Origin of the sequence: Burkholderia sp. 4M9327F10, assembly GCF_005503145.1 — a bacterium.
GTDB lineage: Bacteria > Pseudomonadota > Gammaproteobacteria > Burkholderiales > Burkholderiaceae > Paraburkholderia.
Window position 1 is genome coordinate 35260 of the sequence record NZ_SCNV01000062.1, and the last position, 16006, is coordinate 51265.

At 62.8% G+C, this 16006-nt stretch carries 14 protein-coding genes; 10 read left to right on the plus strand and 4 right to left on the minus strand.

The genetic code is table 11. The features are described 5' to 3' along the window. Positions 1-164: 164 nt before the first annotated feature. The 3 genes from FFS45_RS34570 to FFS45_RS34580 all read right to left on the minus strand — a co-directional run bounded on the left by FFS45_RS34570 (position 165) and on the right by FFS45_RS34580 (position 3073). The gene (locus FFS45_RS34570; protein WP_137959125.1) at positions 165-1508 is read right to left on the minus strand and encodes an SUMF1/EgtB/PvdO family nonheme iron enzyme; all 1344 of its coding nucleotides are present in this window, start codon (positions 1506-1508) and stop codon (positions 165-167) included. A 140-nt stretch (positions 1509-1648) separates the two neighbouring features. After that, positions 1649-2416, minus strand: a complete 768-nt coding sequence (fnr, locus tag FFS45_RS34575) for a fumarate/nitrate reduction transcriptional regulator Fnr (protein WP_137959126.1) — start codon at positions 2414-2416, stop codon at positions 1649-1651. Between the two features lie 180 nt (positions 2417-2596). After that, complete coding sequence (locus FFS45_RS34580) at positions 2597-3073, minus strand: universal stress protein (RefSeq protein WP_137959127.1); 477 nt, start codon at positions 3071-3073, stop codon at positions 2597-2599. 325 nt (positions 3074-3398) lie between these two features. Between FFS45_RS34580 and FFS45_RS34585 the strand changes: the two genes are divergently transcribed. From FFS45_RS34585 to FFS45_RS34595, 3 genes are all read left to right on the plus strand, one after another. Beyond that, positions 3399-4088: a FadR/GntR family transcriptional regulator gene (locus FFS45_RS34585; protein WP_137959128.1), complete on the plus strand. Its 690-nt coding sequence runs from the start codon at positions 3399-3401 to the stop codon at positions 4086-4088. A 145-nt stretch (positions 4089-4233) separates the two neighbouring features. Beyond that, positions 4234-5748 (plus strand): MFS transporter, encoded by a 1515-nt coding sequence (locus FFS45_RS34590; protein WP_137959139.1) that lies wholly within the window; start codon positions 4234-4236, stop codon positions 5746-5748. Positions 5749-5947: 199 nt separating this feature from the next. Continuing rightward, positions 5948-6277, plus strand: coding sequence for an XRE family transcriptional regulator (locus FFS45_RS34595; RefSeq protein WP_137959129.1), 330 nt, complete (start codon positions 5948-5950; stop codon positions 6275-6277). On the opposite strand, the gene FFS45_RS34600 is transcribed toward FFS45_RS34595, so the two are convergent. After that, positions 6261-6965 (minus strand): LuxR family transcriptional regulator, encoded by a 705-nt coding sequence (locus FFS45_RS34600; protein WP_137959130.1) that lies wholly within the window; start codon positions 6963-6965, stop codon positions 6261-6263. The genes FFS45_RS34595 and FFS45_RS34600 overlap by 17 nt on opposite strands. Positions 6966-7847: 882 nt before the next feature. Here FFS45_RS34600 and FFS45_RS34605 point away from each other — a divergent pair. The 7 genes from FFS45_RS34605 to FFS45_RS34635 all read left to right on the plus strand — a co-directional run bounded on the left by FFS45_RS34605 (position 7848) and on the right by FFS45_RS34635 (position 15792). Continuing rightward, positions 7848-8789, plus strand: coding sequence for a dihydrodipicolinate synthase family protein (locus FFS45_RS34605; protein WP_137959131.1), 942 nt, complete (start codon positions 7848-7850; stop codon positions 8787-8789). 37 nt (positions 8790-8826) lie between these two features. Beyond that, the gene (locus tag FFS45_RS34610; RefSeq protein ID WP_137959132.1) at positions 8827-10407 is read left to right on the plus strand and encodes an aldehyde dehydrogenase (NADP(+)); all 1581 of its coding nucleotides are present in this window, start codon (positions 8827-8829) and stop codon (positions 10405-10407) included. A gap of 143 nt (positions 10408-10550) precedes the next feature. Then, positions 10551-11483, plus strand: a complete 933-nt coding sequence (locus FFS45_RS34615) for an SMP-30/gluconolactonase/LRE family protein (protein WP_137959133.1) — start codon at positions 10551-10553, stop codon at positions 11481-11483. Between the two features lie 155 nt (positions 11484-11638). Continuing rightward, a complete protein-coding gene (locus FFS45_RS34620) occupies positions 11639-12817 on the plus strand; it encodes an extracellular solute-binding protein (protein WP_137959134.1) in 1179 nt (392 codons plus the stop codon). A gap of 46 nt (positions 12818-12863) precedes the next feature. Then, positions 12864-13943, plus strand: a complete 1080-nt coding sequence (locus FFS45_RS34625) for an ABC transporter ATP-binding protein (RefSeq protein ID WP_137959135.1) — start codon at positions 12864-12866, stop codon at positions 13941-13943. Continuing rightward, the gene (locus FFS45_RS34630) at positions 13940-14827 is read left to right on the plus strand and encodes a sugar ABC transporter permease (protein ID WP_137959136.1); all 888 of its coding nucleotides are present in this window, start codon (positions 13940-13942) and stop codon (positions 14825-14827) included. Before FFS45_RS34625 ends, FFS45_RS34630 begins: the two co-directional genes overlap by 4 nt. Then, positions 14827-15792, plus strand: coding sequence for an ABC transporter permease (locus tag FFS45_RS34635; protein WP_137959137.1), 966 nt, complete (start codon positions 14827-14829; stop codon positions 15790-15792). The genes FFS45_RS34630 and FFS45_RS34635 overlap by 1 nt, the downstream gene beginning before the upstream one ends. Positions 15793-16006 lie beyond the last annotated feature (214 nt).

The window sequence follows — 16006 nt, forward strand, 5'->3', positions numbered from 1 at the left end:
TAGCTGAAATCCAAGGGCTATGAGCATCGAATTCCACGTCCCTAAGGTTGCTGCGCCGTCCGCAGGTCGAGCGAACAGTTGCCTGAAAGCATCGAATCAAAACAAAAAGGAGAGCCCGATTCGAGTTCTCCCCTTAAAATAGCGCGCGGAAAAACGTTGATGCGTCAGCCGGACACACACCGAAACCCCGCATACACATACTGATAATGCGCCTGAAACCAGTTACGAAACTCAGGCCGCAACATGCATCGCGCGGTGCGCGCAGATCCGCCCTTGAGCACGTAATGCTGCCCATCGAAGAAGTTCGCCGAGTACCCCAGATAAAACGGAAACGGCTCGAAGCCGGGCAGCGCGTCGAATAAGGTCGAGGTCCATTCCCAACCATTGCCGAACTGCCCTTGCACGCCGAACGTGCTGACGTTGTCCGGATGCGCGTCGACCGGCTGCGGGTCCCAACTGCGAAAATCGAAGTTGCCCGAAGCCGCGTGCGGTGCGCCGAGCGCCGCGCGTTGCCACTGCGCTTCGGTCGGCAGCGCTTTGCCGGCCCAGCGGGCGTACGCGCTGGCTTCCGCATGGCTGACGTACACCGGCCAGGCGAGCGGCAACTGGATCTCCTGGAACATGGTGCGCAGCATCCATTCACCGTCGCCGTCGCGTTGCGACCAGCCTGCCGGCTGGGTGATCCGCTCGCTTTCCTTCCAGGCCCAGTCCTTGTCTTTCCACCACGCGCGCTGCTGGTAGCCGCCGGCCAGCAGGAACTCGCGGTACGCGCCGTTTGTGACCATATAGCGGTCAATCTCAAAGGCAGGCACGTCTACGCGCAGTTCGCCGAATTCGTTGTCCCAGCCGAACCGCCCGCTATCGCGCGGCATGCCGAGTTGCGTCGGGCCGGCGGACACCTGAACCATCTCAGCGTAAGCGGGCCCGCTCGCTCGAATATCGTGCTCTGGCGCTGCGTCGTTGACGTGACGCCCAGCGTCGCCATTACCGCGTTGGTCCGGGGCACGCTTCTGCGCGAGCGGCAACTGATGCAGCATGTAAGCCAGCGTCTCGGCGTGCATCAGCCGATGCTCGATGGCGACGTGCAGCAACTGCGCAGCCGCGCCAACTTGCGCGTTCTCCGCATGCGGCTGTCCGTCGATGTTCAATGCCGCCAGTTCGCGATCGATCTGCGCGCGCGCCTGCTGGCCGTAACCGCGCACGACTTCGAGCGACGGCCAGTCGCCCGGCACATCGGTGGGCAGCTCGCCGTCGACGGGATCGATACCGAACGCGAACAACTGATCGAGTGGTGCATCGAAGGCGGGCAACGCGCACAGACGCTGATCGAACAGGTTGCGGTCGAATGCTTCGAGATGGCCGATGTAGAACACGATCCGGTGGCGCTCGCGGATCGGCCGTTCATACAGGTACTCGGGTTTGACGACGGAGAAGAGGGCGTCGGTGATGTGACGCGCGTCGATCAGGCGCTGAACCAGTGGATGATGTGGGGCAGGGTCGCGATTCATGTCGCCGGGTCTCCTGAAGGAGGACAGTTTGAAGACTGTACCCTACCTTCCCGCAGGACGCATGCCACGGCATGGCTGCGCCACGAAAGAGAGCGGCCCGCAGCAGCGCGGGCTAGCCGCGCTGTGTGAGGCTGCGTGGCTTACACGTGCCGCAGACCTTCAATGTCGACGATCCGGATGAACTTGCCTTGCGTGTCGATCAGGCCGCGTTTTTGAAATTTTGAAAGCGTGCGGCTTACCGTTTCGAGCGTGGTGCCGAGATAGCTGCCCATGTCTTCGCGCGTCATGCGCAGATTGAATTCCGCCGACGAATAGCCGCGTTTCGCGTTGCGTTCCGAGACATCGAGCAGGAACGTGGCGACGCGCTCTTCCGCCGAGAGGGAGCCGAGCACCATCATTTGCCCGCCCTCGCGGACGATCTGCTCGCCCATCAGTTTGTGCAACCGTTCCTGCATGGAGCCGACTTCGCGGCACAGGTTCTTGAGCGCCACGTAGGGGATGATGCAGACGGTGCTGTCTTCCAGTGCAATGGCGCTGCAGGCGTGCTTGTCGTCGCTGATGCCGTCCAGGCCCAGCGCTTCGCCCGCGAGGCGCAGGCCGGTGACCTGCTCTCGGCCGTCGCGGTGCGCCATGGTGGTTTTGAGCGAGCCCGAGCGCACGGCATACAGATGCTCGAAGGCGTCGCCTGCCCGGTAAAGCCTGTCGCCGCGCCGCACCGGGCGCGCGTTGCAGATCAGCGCTTCGAGCCTGGGCAGTTCGTCGGACGTCAGGCCTTGCGGCATGCACAGTTGGCGCATCGCACAGGTAGAGCAGTGCGCGGTGCTGCGCGAAACGGGGCGCAGGGGACGGGCGGAGCCGGTGCCGGCACGGCGGGCTGAGGGCGGGGTGACGACGATGGGCGTAAGCATGGTGTACGACCGTTTGTAAGGAAACAAACCCATTGTCCCACCATGGTTAATCGCCGTTTTGCGACAAAATGACGCGCGGGGGCGCTTCGCCTGTTTGAGTAAGGTCACACGGGGGCGAGGTTGCATCCGGCCCTGGGAACGCCGGGCCGGGAGCGTTGTTAAGGCACCCGGCCCGCGGGTTCATGCGTTTGCCTGAGCCGCCTGTTCCTGTCCGGCTGCCGATGGAATCAGCAGTACCGGCAACGCGGCCTGCCGGACGCAGCGTTCGGCGACGCTGCCAAGGAAGAGCCGCTGCACGCCACGGCGTCCGTGCGTGCCCATCACCAGAAGATCGGCATTGAATGCGGCCGCGGCTTTCAGCACGACCGTGGCGACGTCGTCGAGCGACGAAGCTTCTCCTACCGCCATGTCCCCCGCCACGCCTTGAGCACGCATGGCCTGGGTGAATTCGGCGCCGAGTTCCTTGCCCTGATCGACCAGCCGGTTGCGCAGGATGGACGGGTCGTAGCCCGGCGCTTCAAAATACATGGGCGTGTTTTCGACCACGTAGAACGGCTGGAGCACGGCGCCCGTCGAACTGGCCAGGCTCAGTGCGGATTCAAAGGCACGGCGGGAAGTGTGGCTGCCGTCGACCGCTACGAGGATACGTTTGTACATGGTTGGACTCCGGGTCGGAAGGGTTCGGTACCGGCTGCGCCGCCTGACGGTAGCTGATTCGGCGACTGATTCGGCAACTGCTGAGGCAATTGCCTTAGCGGCCAATTGCCGGCTCCAGCCCGAATGATGACTGAAGAATGCGCCTTTTCGTCAGGATGTAAATCAAACACTTGTCAAATTTCGAGATGTAGGGTCATATAGTCTCTGCGCCGTCCAGCCAGTACCGGCGGGCGTTTTTGAGGCCTTACGGCCGATTTTCACGCATGCGCGGCGCGTTGTTTGCCTTACAATCGTGGTCTATTCAGACAAGCCACCCATAGCGAAGATGAACGAGCGCAAATCAACGGGCTTGCCCGACAAGATCTACGGCGACATCCTCAATCAGATACTCGAAGGCGAGTACAAGGAAGGGGAGCGTTTGCCTACCGAGCACGCACTCGCCGAACGCTTTGAAACCTCGCGGCCTACCGTGCGCGAAGCGCTCGCGCGCCTGCGCGCGGACGGCATTATCGTGACGCGGCATGGCTCCGGCACCACGGTCGCGCGTCGGCCGGACCCGGACGTGCGCCGCTTCGCGCCGCTCGAGACGCTCTCCGATATCCGCCGCTGCTACGAATTTCGCATCGTCACCGAGGCCGGCGCCGCCGAACTCGCGGCGCAAAAAGCGGAGCCGGAAGACATCGCCGCCATCCAGCACGCGTGGGACGAACTGGAGCGTATCGTCGAAACCCAGGGGATCGGCGCGAAGGACGACTTCTCGTTTCACCTCGCTGTCGCACGGGCCTCGAAGAATCCGTTCTTCATTACCGTGATGTCCTTCATCGAAGAACAGATCGTCTTCAGCATGAACCTGTCGCGCAACCTCTCGCTGGTGAAGACGCTCGAGCGTCAGCGGCTCGTGCAGGCCGAGCATCTGGCGGTGCTCGAAGCGATCCGGCGCAAGGACGGCCCTGGCGCCGGGCATGCCATGCGTCAGCACCTCGAAAACGCGCTGGAGCGCATGTTCGGCTCCTGAGTTGTTCCCGTCTCTGCGGGCCGCGTGACACGCGGCCCGTTTTTTTAACCGGTCCGGCCTCGTGTCTGGCTTTTTCACGCGCTGTGCCGCGTCGTTCGAAGTGAACCTCCCCCGTCCCCTGCCTTTCCGCGACGCGCTGCTGGCAATGCTCGGCATCGCGCTCGTCAACATGCTGGTCGCGCTCGACCAGACCGTCGTCAGTACCGCCTTGCCTTCGATCGTTTCCGAACTGCGCGGCTTCGAGTTCTACGCGTGGATCGCGAGTGCCTATCTGCTGGCCTCTGTCGTGACAGTGCCGGTGTTCGGACGGCTCGGCGACTACTTTGGCCGCAAGCGCTTCGTGCTGGCGGCGGTGATCGTCTTCACGCTGGCCTCGCTGTTGTGCGGGGTGGCGCCCAGCATGCTGTTTCTGGTGCTGGCGCGAGGCCTGCAAGGCGTGGGCGGCGGGATGATGGTCGGCACTGCGTTCGCCTCGATCCCCGATCTGTTTCCCGACGCACGAGCACGGGTGCGCTGGCAGGTCATCATGGCGGCGGCCTACGGCATCGGCACGGCAGCGGGGCCGTCGCTCGGCGGCTGGCTGAGCCAGCAGTTCGGCTGGCGTTCCACCTTCCTCGTCAACCTGCCGGTCGGCGCGCTCGCGCTGTACTTCATCTGGGCGCATCTGCCCAATTACCGGCGCGCGGTGAGCGGCGAGGTGCGCATCGACTGGGGCGGCGCCGCGCTGGTGGCGCTGGTGCTGGGCGGCCTGCAGACGTTTATCGAAGCCGTGCCGAAGTCGGGGCTCACAACCGGCAATCTGCTGCTGGCGGCGCTGGTCGTGGTTGGCGCCGCGGCGCTGCTGGTATGCGAGCGCCGCGCGACGCATCCCATCATCCCGCTCGACCTGTTCCGCGACGGCCAACTCGTGACGTTGTTCACGCTGTCGCTGCTGTCGGGCTTCGTGATGTTCTCGCTGATCTTCTTCGCACCACTGTTGCTGCAGGGCGGCTTTGGCCTGACCCCGCAGCAGGCGGGGTTGCTCGCCACGCCGATTGCCGCCTGCATTGCGCTCGGCAGCGTCATCAACACGCGCATTGTGATTCACATGCCGAAGCCGACGCTGATTCTTTCGATTGGTTTCTCGCTGCTGGTGATCGCGTCGGTGGGCATTGCGCTGGCGACGCCGGCCACGCCGCATCTTTATCTCGAACTGGCGATGGCCGCGGTCGGCATTGGTCTCGGCTTCATTCTCAACAACCTGAACGTGTTCGGCCAGGAGATTGCCGGGCGCGAGCGCTTCGGTATTACGACGGCGCTGTTGCAGTCCACCCGGATGGTGGGCGGGATGCTCGGCACGAGTATCGTCGCAACCATCATCAACCGGCGCTACGAAGCAGGGGTGGCCGATGCCCTGCAGGTACTCGGCGAACCGGTGGCCTCCAGATGGCTGCCAAAGTTGTCTGACCCGCGGATTCTGATCGACCCGAGCCTGCGCGATGCGCTGCTCGGCGAGCTGGGACGGGCAGGCCTCGCCGGCACGGCGTTAGTGGAAGCGGCGCGCCATGTGCTGGTTCAGTCGATTCATATCGGCGTGATCCTGACGGGCGCTGCCGCGCTGGTGGCGGCTTTTATCGTGCGCAGAATCTCGCATATCACTTTCAAGCGCAGCGGCAATTAAACGGCGCTTTTTACCTCTTTAGCCGTGCTGCAATCTGATGGCCCGGCAATAATTTCTTGATTTTCCAGCTTAGAAAACACGCAAAAATCGCTATGCGTGTTGGGTCGAATTTGCACCTACCTACCTGGATAGGTGTGTGGTGGTTCAGGGTCGCTCAAAATCCAGACAAATAACACCCAATCCACCTGAGAGACTAAACATGGAATTACTCGAAAATCACTGGAAAGCACCCGTCACCATTCAAAACCGTGCGGTTGAGGCAGAGCAGGAGACGCCAGCTTCGGTTGACCGTCATCTGATCATTGCTTATCGCAAAATGAAGAAGGAAAGCCAGCGGCGTTTCTGGGCACGCTTTGGCGTGACGCAATCGCGCGGCAGCCGGTTCGAGTCGGGCGCGGAAATTCCGCCCCCGGTTTCAATCCTGCTGGGGCTTTACTTCCTGAAGACGATTTCCGATGGCGATTTGGGGCGTGCAGAACGGGTGATTTACAGCCGCGATGCCGCTGCTTTGCTTAACCCGGGTCAATAAGACCCATTTGAGCTGCAATCACGGCCGCCGCGCGCCGCGAATTCACCCCGAATTTCGCTCTGATATTCTTGACGTGGAAGTTCACCGCAGCTTCCGAGCAACTGAGAATATGTGAAATCTCCCAGGTGGATTTGCCGCGCGCGGTCCATTTCAGGCATTCGCGTTCACGCGGCGTCAATTGCGGCAGCAGGCTTTGCGCATGCGAGCGGAGATGCCGGCGGCTCGTATCGATCACCAGATCGCGCAGCAGGACCAGATTGGGCAGCACGCCGTCGATCTGCGTCCAGAACGCGTCGGTCGTGTTGAAGTTGTTGGCAAAACATAGCATGCCGGCTTCCTGATTCGGCCCGTGGATCGGCAGCGACACGCCCGAACGCATCCCGTGCAGGCAGGCCATTTCGTACAGTTCCCGCTGCGGGCGAGTGGTGAACAGCTCCGGCGACCAGATCAGCGGCGTAGCGCGCGTCAGGCAATGGCTCACCACCGGGTCGATATGCACGAAACCGTGCTCTTCGTAACTCCGCCGCCAGTTTTGCGAGTACGTGCTGCGCAGGTAGGCGTCTTCCAGGCGCATGCCGGGGCGCGGCATCATCGCGATCAGAACCCGATCGAAGCCCCAGGTGCTTGCAATGGCGGTGAGCGCGTTGAACCACGTCGCTTCGTCTGGGGCATCCACCAGTGGCGACATTTGCTCAGAAAAATGTAGCGACACTTTTGTTCTCTCAATCGCAGCTGACCGGCTGCGGGTTTCGCCGACGCGTACTCGCGACCGGCATGGTATTGGGCAGCAATTTATCACCGTTTATAACCAAGCGGCTCAAAACGCGAAATCTGATGCGCGTGGTTCCGTTAGCCAGATTCTCTTGCGTCGCGTAGCGACACCAAAAATATCGTCAACAGGCCAATCTTTGCCCAGTTGGGTGTTGCCTGGTCTCGTCCCGTGTGTCCACGGCCGGTGTTATTCAACAACTGTCAAATCGGCGTCACTGAAAGCCATCCTCATTCGATTTAACCCTTGATGGGACGGGCTTCTGCGCCTCTCGACGGACGCATGGGATGGTACGGGTGGCGCCTATAAACCCCTCCTTTCAATGAGGGCCAAATGATTCGTTGCCGGAACCGCACAGTCACTCAAAAACTTCGTCTCAAAATTAATCGGCGAGCCGGTTAGAGGCGGTATTTTAACTTGATAGAGGATTCATTCAAGAAGTTGAATTAACAATAACTCGCGTTCTGCCTGTTTGATTAATTCGATAATCGTTCTGCCTGGCCGATCGCAATACTGCCTTACCGTTCGATTTTCAGATATCGGATAGAAACCGCCGCTTTCATTTGCGGTGGAGTGGTTTTGATATGTTGTCATACGAAATTCGACCATTTCCGAGGCTGGAAAAAGATCCTTGCGCGTGTTGCTTCGAGCCGGGAAGCCGATGAATTCAAAGATTTCTTTCGCCTTGCGGGGTGCTTACGGCACAGTTCGCCTGAGCGAGCATCCCGCAAATGTTGTTTGACAACATTGCCGGACGGGTGCTACCTTGGCATCAATTCTTCGATACCGTCCTGAGGCGCCATGAAACTCTCCCCCATCCACGATAGCGAGTTCGCCGCCACCGTCATGGCTGTGCCGCCGCTGGCCCGCCGCGCCGACTACACGCTAGACGCGGTGGAAAACCAGAAACTGATCCGCCATATCGAGGCGGGTGGCGTGCGCACGTTGCTGTACGGCGGCAACGCGAACCTCTATCACGTGGCGGTGAGCGAGTACCGCGAACTGCTCGACATGCTGGCTGAAAGCGCTGGCCCGGATACCCGCGTGATCCCGGCGATCGGTCCGGACTACGGCAAGATGCTCGACCAGGCCCGCATCCTCGCGCAGACCTCGTATCGCACGGCGATGGTGCTGCCGCTCGGCGGCTTTACGACTTCCGAGGGCGTCGAGGCGGGGCTGACGCGCATCGTGGAGGCGGCCGGCATTCCGCTCACGCTCTATATCAAGAGCGAAAACTATGTGGACGTGGACACGCTGGCGCGTCTGGTGGACCGCGGCACCTTGCTGGCCGTGAAATACGCGATCGTGCGCGACAATCCGTCTGATGACGCGTATCTGCGCCGCCTGCTGCAAAGCGTTCCGGCCGCCAAGGTGGTCTCGGGCATGGGCGAGCGGCCGGCGCTGGTGCACGTGCGAGAGTTCGGCCTCGCTGCATGGACGACCGGCTCGGGCTGCATTGCGTCCCACGCGGTGACGGCCCTGCTGCATGCGGCCAAGTCGGGCAGTATGGACGAGGCGCAGCGCATCTATGACGAATTCATGCCGCTCGAAACCCTGCGTGACGACATCTCGCTGATCCGCGTGTTACACGACGCCGTGACGTTCTCGAAGATCGCCGACATGGGCCCGATGCTGCCACTGCTGAGTTCGAGCCCGCTGGAGCATCATGCGAGTATCGACCAGGCCACCCAGGCGCTGCTCGCGTTCGAACAGCAGTTTGCTGGCGCCGCAGCAGCGCGTTAAAGGGAATCAAACAAGGAATCAGACAAGGAATCAGACGATGCAGATTACTGGCGAAATGTTGCTCGGCGCGTCCGCCGTGCGCGGAACCCAAGGCACGTTGCGCGCGTTCGATCCGGTGCGCAATACGGAAATCGAGCCGGCGTTCGGCGCCGGCGGCACAGCGGAAGTCGAGCGCGCCTGCGAACTGGCGGCACGGGCGTTTGACGCCTACCGCCACGCGCCGCTCGACACGCGCGCACGGTTTCTGGAGGCGATTGCCGAGAATATCGTTGCACTCGGCGATGCGCTGATCGAGCGGGCCCATGTCGAATCCGCGTTGCCGAAAGCGCGCCTGGAAGGCGAGCGCGGCCGCACGGTAGGGCAGCTCAAGCTGTTTGCCGCGCTGGTGCGCGAGGGACGCTGGCTTACCGCCACGCTCGATTCCGCGCTGCCGGAACGCAAGCCGCTGCCGCGCTCCGATTTGCGTCTGCAGAAGATTCCGGTCGGGCCGGTGGCCGTGTTCGGCGCCAGCAATTTCCCGCTGGCCTTTTCCGTGGCCGGCGGCGATACCGCCTCGGCGCTCGCGGCGGGCTGCCCGGTGGTCGTCAAGGCGCATCCGGCGCATCTCGGCACCTCGGAGCTGGTGGGGCGCGCAATCCAGAAGGCGGTGGCCGACAGCGGCTTGCCCGAAGGCGTGTTCTCGCTCGTCATCGGCGCGGGCAACGAAATCGGCGAAGCGCTGGTGAAGCATCCGGCCATCAAGTCGGTGGGCTTCACCGGTTCGCGGCGCGGCGGTGTTGCGCTGGTCGAGATTGCCGCAAAGCGCCGTGAACCGATTCCCGTGTTCGCCGAGATGAGCAGCGTCAATCCGTTCTTCGTGTTGCCCGGTGCGTTGGAAAAGCGCGCCCAGGCGCTCGCACAGGGTTTCGTGGATTCGGTCACGTTGGGCGTCGGCCAGTTCTGTACCAACCCGGGCCTCGTGCTGGTGCTCGAAGGGCCGCATACGCGCGGCTTTATCGATGCCGCCGCGCAGGCGCTCGCCGGCAAAGCTGCGCAGACCATGCTGACCGCCGGCATTGCGGCCGCCTATCAGGGTGGTGTCACGCAGCGCGCCGCGCTCAACGGTGTGCAAAGCGTGGCGCAGGGCACGCCCTCGGACGCGGCTTGTGCCGCCTTGCCGGTGCTGTTCGAAACCACGGCGGCGCAGTTTCTCGCTACGGCGCCGCTCGAAGACGAAATCTTCGGGCCGACTTCGCTGATCGTCACCTGTGTGGACATCGAAGAGATGCTCAAGGTCGCCGAGCATCTCGAAGGCCAGTTGACTGCGACTCTGCAGCTTGAAGCCGGGGACTATCCGCTGGCGCGGCAACTGTTGCCGACGCTCGAGCGCAAGGTGGGGCGGATTCTGGCGAACGGCTTCCCGACCGGTGTCGAGGTCTCTCATGCGATGGTGCATGGCGGTCCGTACCCGGCCACTTCCGACGCGCGCGCAACCTCGGTCGGTGCGACTGCAATCGAGCGCTTCCTGCGTCCGGTCTGCTACCAGGACTTGCCGGCCGAACTGCTGCCAGACGCGCTGCACGACGACAACCCGCTCGAGCTCTGGCGCTTGCGCGACGGTCAGCTCGTGAAGGGTTGAGCGGTGAGGTGGATCGATGCGGGTTGAGCGATGCGCGCTTGCCATGAGGCTAGGGTGAGTGGCAGGCTTAGGGGCCGGCATCCGTGCCCGTGGTGCGCAACGCACCGCGGGCCTCAACCCCACAGGCACCCGAAGGACAAGGCATGACCGACACCAACCGACGCTATCCCGACCCCGCCATCCGCATTCTCGATCCGCGCTTCAAGGCTTTGCGCCTTGCCTCGGCCTCGGTCGAATGCCTCTATCAGGGCGCGCGCTGGTCCGAAGGACCGGTGTGGTTCGGCGATGGCCGCTATCTGCTATGGAGCGATATCCCGAACAACCGCATTCTGCGCTGGGATGAACAGAGCGGAGCGGTCACGCCGTTTCGCCAGCCCTCGAACAACGCCAATGGTCACACACGCGATCGCGAAGGGCGGCTCGTGAGTTGCGAGCATCTGACGCGCCGTGTCACGCGCACCGAGTACGACGGCTCGATCACCGTGCTCGCGGACCGCTACCACGGCAAGCGTTTCAATTCGCCCAACGACGTGGTGGTGAAGTCGGACGGCTCGATCTGGTTTAGCGATCCACCCTTCGGCATCGACGGCTTTTACGAGGGCGAGCAGCAGGAGTCGGAATTGCCGGCCTGCGTGTATCGCGTGGATGGGCAGACCGGCGAGGTGTCGATGGTGATCGACGACGTGCTCGGACCCAATGGCCTCGCGTTCTCGCCGGATGAATCGATTCTGTACGTGGTGGAGTCACGCAGCGAGCCGCGCAAGATCCGCGCCTTCGATGTCAACGGCAATACGCTTTCGAACAGCCGCGTGCTGATCGACGCGGGGCCGGGCACGCCGGACGGCTTCCGCGTGGACATTCACGGCAACCTGTGGTGCGGCTGGGGCATGGGCACCGACGAGCTCGACGGCGTGCGTGTCTTCACGCCGCAAGGCGAGGCGATCGGCCATATTGCCTTGCCGGAGCGTTGCGCGAACGTCTGCTTCGGCGGCCGGCATCGCAACCGGCTTTTCATGGCGGCGAGCCACGGGCTGTACTCGCTGTATGTGAACACGCAGGGTGTGAAGGGTGGTTGATGCACGAGGTAGCGTCCGACGTTGCCTCCTCATCCGCCGACCTTGAGTTTGCTTGACATCGGTAGCAGCCGTTCGCTATGTTGCATTGAGACGCACCGACCGCCAGCCCCGCGATTCGACCGGCGGACTCCCATACCAAGAAGCGAGGAGACGTAATGACTTTTTCTGGCAGCTTGCCGGTCAGGTTAGCGGGTATCTGCGTGGCGGTAGGGGCCGCTTTGGTGGCGACATTGGCGTCGCCGGCGTACGCCGACCCGGTCACGCTCAACATCGTCGACGTGGCGGGCGATCTTCAGTTGACGCAAAAAGGCTTCGAAGCGTTCAGGGCGAAGTACCCGAACCTCGTGGCGAACATCACCTACACGAACGCGCCTGCACCGCAGTTGCCGGGCAAGATCAAGGCCATGCAGGCAGCCGGCCGCTCCGATATCGATCTGGTGCTGACCGGCACGGACGCGCTCGCCGCCGGCATTGAACAGAACCTGTGGACCAGACTGCTGCCGGATCAGGCGGCCGCTTTCCCCGGCGTGCTCGACAGCTACGCTGCGGGGCCGCGCAAGATGCAGGATCTGGCACAGGGCTATGGGCTCGAAGTGGCTTACATGCCGGCCGGGCCGCTGCTCGAATACAACCCCGCGAAGGTCAGCGATCCGCCCAAAACGCCGGACCAGTTGCTGCAATGGTGCAAGGCGCATCCGAACAAGCTGATCTATGCGCGTCCGGCCAACTCCGGCCCAGGTCGCACTTTCCTGATGGGCCTGCCGTATGTCCTCGGCGACAAGGACCCGCGCGATCCGATTCATGGCTGGGACAAGACATGGGCGTTCCTCAAGCAACTGAACGATTGCGTGCCGTATTACCCCGGCGGCACGTCGGCGGTGATGAAGGAACTGGGCGAGGGCACCCGCGACATGACGGTCACGGTGACCGGCTGGGACATCAATCCGCGTGCGCTTGGGATCGTGCCCGCTGAGTTCCGCGTGCAAGGTTTCGACAACATGACGTGGGTCAACGACGCGCACTATATGGTGATCCCGAAGGGTGTGCCGAAAGAAAAGCTTGATGTGCTCTACAAGCTGATGAATTTCATGCTGCAGCCGGCCCAGCAGGCGCTGACCTACGACGACGGTTATTTCTATCCGGGACCGGCTATCAAGGGCGTCACTGTCGATCAGGCGCCGGCGCATAGCCAGGACGTCCTGAAGAAGTACGGCCGTCCGGAGTACACGCAAATGCTGGTCGCGCATCCGCATGTGCTGCCACTGGACGCGGCTGCGATGGTTGCTGCGTTTCAGAAGTGGGATCGTGAGATCGGGGCGCAGAAGAGCCAGTAGCGGGAGGCCCTGCTAACGCGCTAACTGTGGCCCACAGGAACTCGCCATGAAGCCTTATTTTGAGCAGTTGCGTCTCGACTCGGTGAGCCGCAGTTTCACGAACGCCGAAGGCCATGCTGTGGCCGCCTTGCAGGGGCTCGATCTGGACATCCGGCGTGGCGAATTCATCGCGTTGCTCGGGCCGTCAGGCTGCGGCAAGACGACCGCGCTCAACTGCATTGCGGGCTTGCAGCCGCTCACCCGCGGCGGCATCTGGCTGGACGACACGCGTATCGATGTGCTGCCGCCTGAAAAGCGCGGCTTCGGCATGGTGTTCCAGAACTACGCGCTGTTTCCGCATATGAGCGTGCTCGACAACGTCGGCTTCGGCCTGAAGATGCGCGGCGTGGCGAGGAGCGAAGCGCTGCGCCGTGTCCGCGAGGCCCTGCAACTCGTGCAACTGGTGGGACATGAACGCAAGCTGCCGGGTCAGTTGTCCGGTGGCCAGCAGCAGCGCGTGGCAATTGCGCGAGCCATTGTGATCGAGCCGCCGCTCGTGCTGATGGATGAACCGTTATCGAATCTCGATACGAAGTTGCGCATCGAAATGCGCGCCGAGATTCGCCGCATCCATAGCCAGCTCGAACGCGCGACGATCTACGTCACCCACGACCAGGACGAAGCGTTGTCGATGGCCGATCGCATCGTCGTGATGAAAGAAGGTGTCGTGCAGCAGATAGCCACGCCAAAGGAAGTCTATGGGCGTCCCAAGAATCTGCACGTCGCACGTTTTATGGGTTATCGCAACGTGATCGAGTTCACGCTCGAGGGAATGCAGGGCGAAGCCGTGGTGGTCAGCGCAAACGGTGTGCGTCTGCTAGGCATGCCGATGCACGGCTTCGATAGCAAACGCGTGAGCGTCGCACTACGGCCGGAAGATCTGGAGCGCAGCACCCCGGGCGCGGAAAACGCATTTGCCGCTGAAGTGAGCACGGTCGAATACGGTGGACGTGATTCGCTGATTCGTGTGCGCTGCGGCTTCGGCGATCTGTGGGCGCGTGTGGCGGGCGATTTCGCGGAAGGCGAGCGCATTACGCTGCGCGTGCCGCCCTCGCGCACGCTGGTCTACAACGGTGACGCATCGTGAATACCGGCGCGCTGCCCGGCTTGCCGCCGCCAGTCGCCCCGCGCGACGCCAAGGGCTGGCTGGTCGCGCCTGCGCTGATCTTTATCGTCGCGCTGTTCATCTACCCGTTTGCGTATGGGCTGGTGCTGTCGTTTCAACCGATGAACGGCGGTGGCCTATGGGCGAACTACGTGTCGTTTTTCACCGATACGTCGATGTGGCCGACCATCCTCGTCACGCTGAAGCTCGCGGTGCCGGCGACGCTCATCAACGTGGGCGTGTCGGTTCCGGTGGCCTTTGCCTTGCGCCATAACTCGCCGTATCAGAAGCTCGTCACCACGCTGCTGGTGATTCCGGTCACGCTGGGCACGGTGCTGATTGCCGACGGCATGCTCACGTATTTCGGGCCGAACGGCTGGTTTCCACAGGCTTTGCAGGGCTTGCAGCTGTACACCGGTGAAGTGCGGCTGACGCATAATTACTGGGGTGTCCTGATTTCGCTGATCGTCTCGGGCTTTCCGTTCGCGTTCCTGCTGACCTTGTCGTACGTGACCGGGATTGATCCGACGCTCGCCAGCGCCGCCGCCACGCTCGGCGCAAGCCCGTGGCAGCAGTTTCTGCGCATTTACCTGCCCTTGCTCGCGCCCGGTTTGACGATGGCGGCGTGCCTCTCGTTCGTGCAGGCCTTCTCGGTGTTTCCATCGGCGGTGCTGCTCGGCGCGCCTGCGGGGCCGACTCGGGTCATGTCGATTGCCGCGGCCGAGGCCGCGTTCGAAAACTACGACTACTCGCTCGCTTCGGCCATCGCCATGGTGATGGGCTTTGTGCAACTGCTGGTGGTGGCCGGCATGCTCGGCGCGCGCCGCTTCTTCTATAGCGGCCCGGTGACGGGGGGCAAGGGCTGATGACAAACGATCATCGCGCCACGCCGGCCTGGCCCGCGTCCGCCAAGCCGCATTCGCCACTGCAGCCGAGCGGGAGCGATGGCGACAGCGCGGGCCGCAATCGCGGCGTGCAGCCGGGCAATGCCGTCAAGCAGCGTACGCCGCTTGCCGAGCGCGTCTGGAAAATGCTGGTGTGGGGGGCGATGGTGTTTTTCCTGCTCAACGTCGTGCTGCTGATCGCCACGGTGGCAGTCAGCTCGGTGGGCACGCGCTGGTTCGGCACGCTGCTGCCGGAGGGCTTCACGCTGCATTGGTACGCGCAGGCGTGGAGCGATTTCCAGTTGGCGAGCGTGCTGTGGGTCACGGTGGAAGTAGTTGGCGCGGTGGTAATCCTCTCGGTGCTGCTTGGCGTGCCAGCCGCCTATGCGCTGGCCCGCGTGCAGTTCCCCGGAAAACGCTTCGCAGTGCTGGTGTTTCTGCTGCCGCTGATGGTGCCGCCGGTCACCTACGGCATTCCGATGGCAACCGTGATGTACAAGGTGGGACTCGCGGGCACGCTGCCCGGTGTGGTGCTCGCCAACCTCGTGCCCGCGCTGCCGTTCGTGATTCTGGTGATGACGCCGTTCATCGAACAGATCGATCCGAATCTCGAAGCCGCCGCGCGTATCTTCGGTGCGAATACGTTCCGTTATTTCCGCCATGTGCTGCTGCCGCTGCTCGTGCCCGGCATGCTGGCCGCGGCTTTGCTCGTGCTGGTGCGCACTATCGGCATGTTCGAGCTGACCTTCTTCACGGCCGGACCCGGCACGCAGACACTGGTGGTCGCGCTGTACTACGCGGTGTTTTCGACTGGCGTGCGCGCGCCGCAATCCATCGACGCCATGGCGATGATCTATATGGCGATCACCCTGGTGTGGGTGCTGATCGCATTGCAATTCGTGAGCCCGACGCAGATCGTCTCACGTGTGAAGGAACAGAAGCGCTGAGCCGGGCGAACGGCCGCGCGAGGCAGCGCGGCAGCCCACCCGGCCTGGCGTGTTGATTAACGGGCCTTGTAGCCAAGACGCAAGCTGGAGAGAGTGTTGTGACCAAGAGAAAGACCCCTGAAGAATTGCGCAGCCACCGCTGGTACGGGGTGAACGACCTGCGTTCGTTCGGCCACCGTTCGCGCACGGCGCAGATGGGCTATAGCCGCGAGGA

Coding starts and splice junctions, on each gene's coding strand:
- FFS45_RS34600 (WP_137959130.1), bottom strand. CDS start 6,965: ATGTCGCCACTGGTGGATGCCCCAGACGAAGCGACGTGGTTCAACGCG.
- FFS45_RS34570 (WP_137959125.1), bottom strand. CDS start 1,508: ATGAATCGCGACCCTGCCCCACATCATCCACTGGTTCAGCGCCTGATC.
- FFS45_RS34620 (WP_137959134.1), top strand. CDS start 11,639: ATGACTTTTTCTGGCAGCTTGCCGGTCAGGTTAGCGGGTATCTGCGTG.
- FFS45_RS34625 (WP_137959135.1), top strand. CDS start 12,864: ATGAAGCCTTATTTTGAGCAGTTGCGTCTCGACTCGGTGAGCCGCAGT.
- FFS45_RS34595 (WP_137959129.1), top strand. CDS start 5,948: ATGGAATTACTCGAAAATCACTGGAAAGCACCCGTCACCATTCAAAAC.
- FFS45_RS34590 (WP_137959139.1), top strand. CDS start 4,234: ATGCTCGGCATCGCGCTCGTCAACATGCTGGTCGCGCTCGACCAGACC.
- FFS45_RS34635 (WP_137959137.1), top strand. CDS start 14,827: ATGACAAACGATCATCGCGCCACGCCGGCCTGGCCCGCGTCCGCCAAG.
- FFS45_RS34585 (WP_137959128.1), top strand. CDS start 3,399: ATGAACGAGCGCAAATCAACGGGCTTGCCCGACAAGATCTACGGCGAC.
- FFS45_RS34605 (WP_137959131.1), top strand. CDS start 7,848: ATGAAACTCTCCCCCATCCACGATAGCGAGTTCGCCGCCACCGTCATG.
- fnr (WP_137959126.1), bottom strand. CDS start 2,416: ATGCTTACGCCCATCGTCGTCACCCCGCCCTCAGCCCGCCGTGCCGGC.
- FFS45_RS34580 (WP_137959127.1), bottom strand. CDS start 3,073: ATGTACAAACGTATCCTCGTAGCGGTCGACGGCAGCCACACTTCCCGC.
- FFS45_RS34615 (WP_137959133.1), top strand. CDS start 10,551: ATGACCGACACCAACCGACGCTATCCCGACCCCGCCATCCGCATTCTC.
- FFS45_RS34610 (WP_137959132.1), top strand. CDS start 8,827: ATGCAGATTACTGGCGAAATGTTGCTCGGCGCGTCCGCCGTGCGCGGA.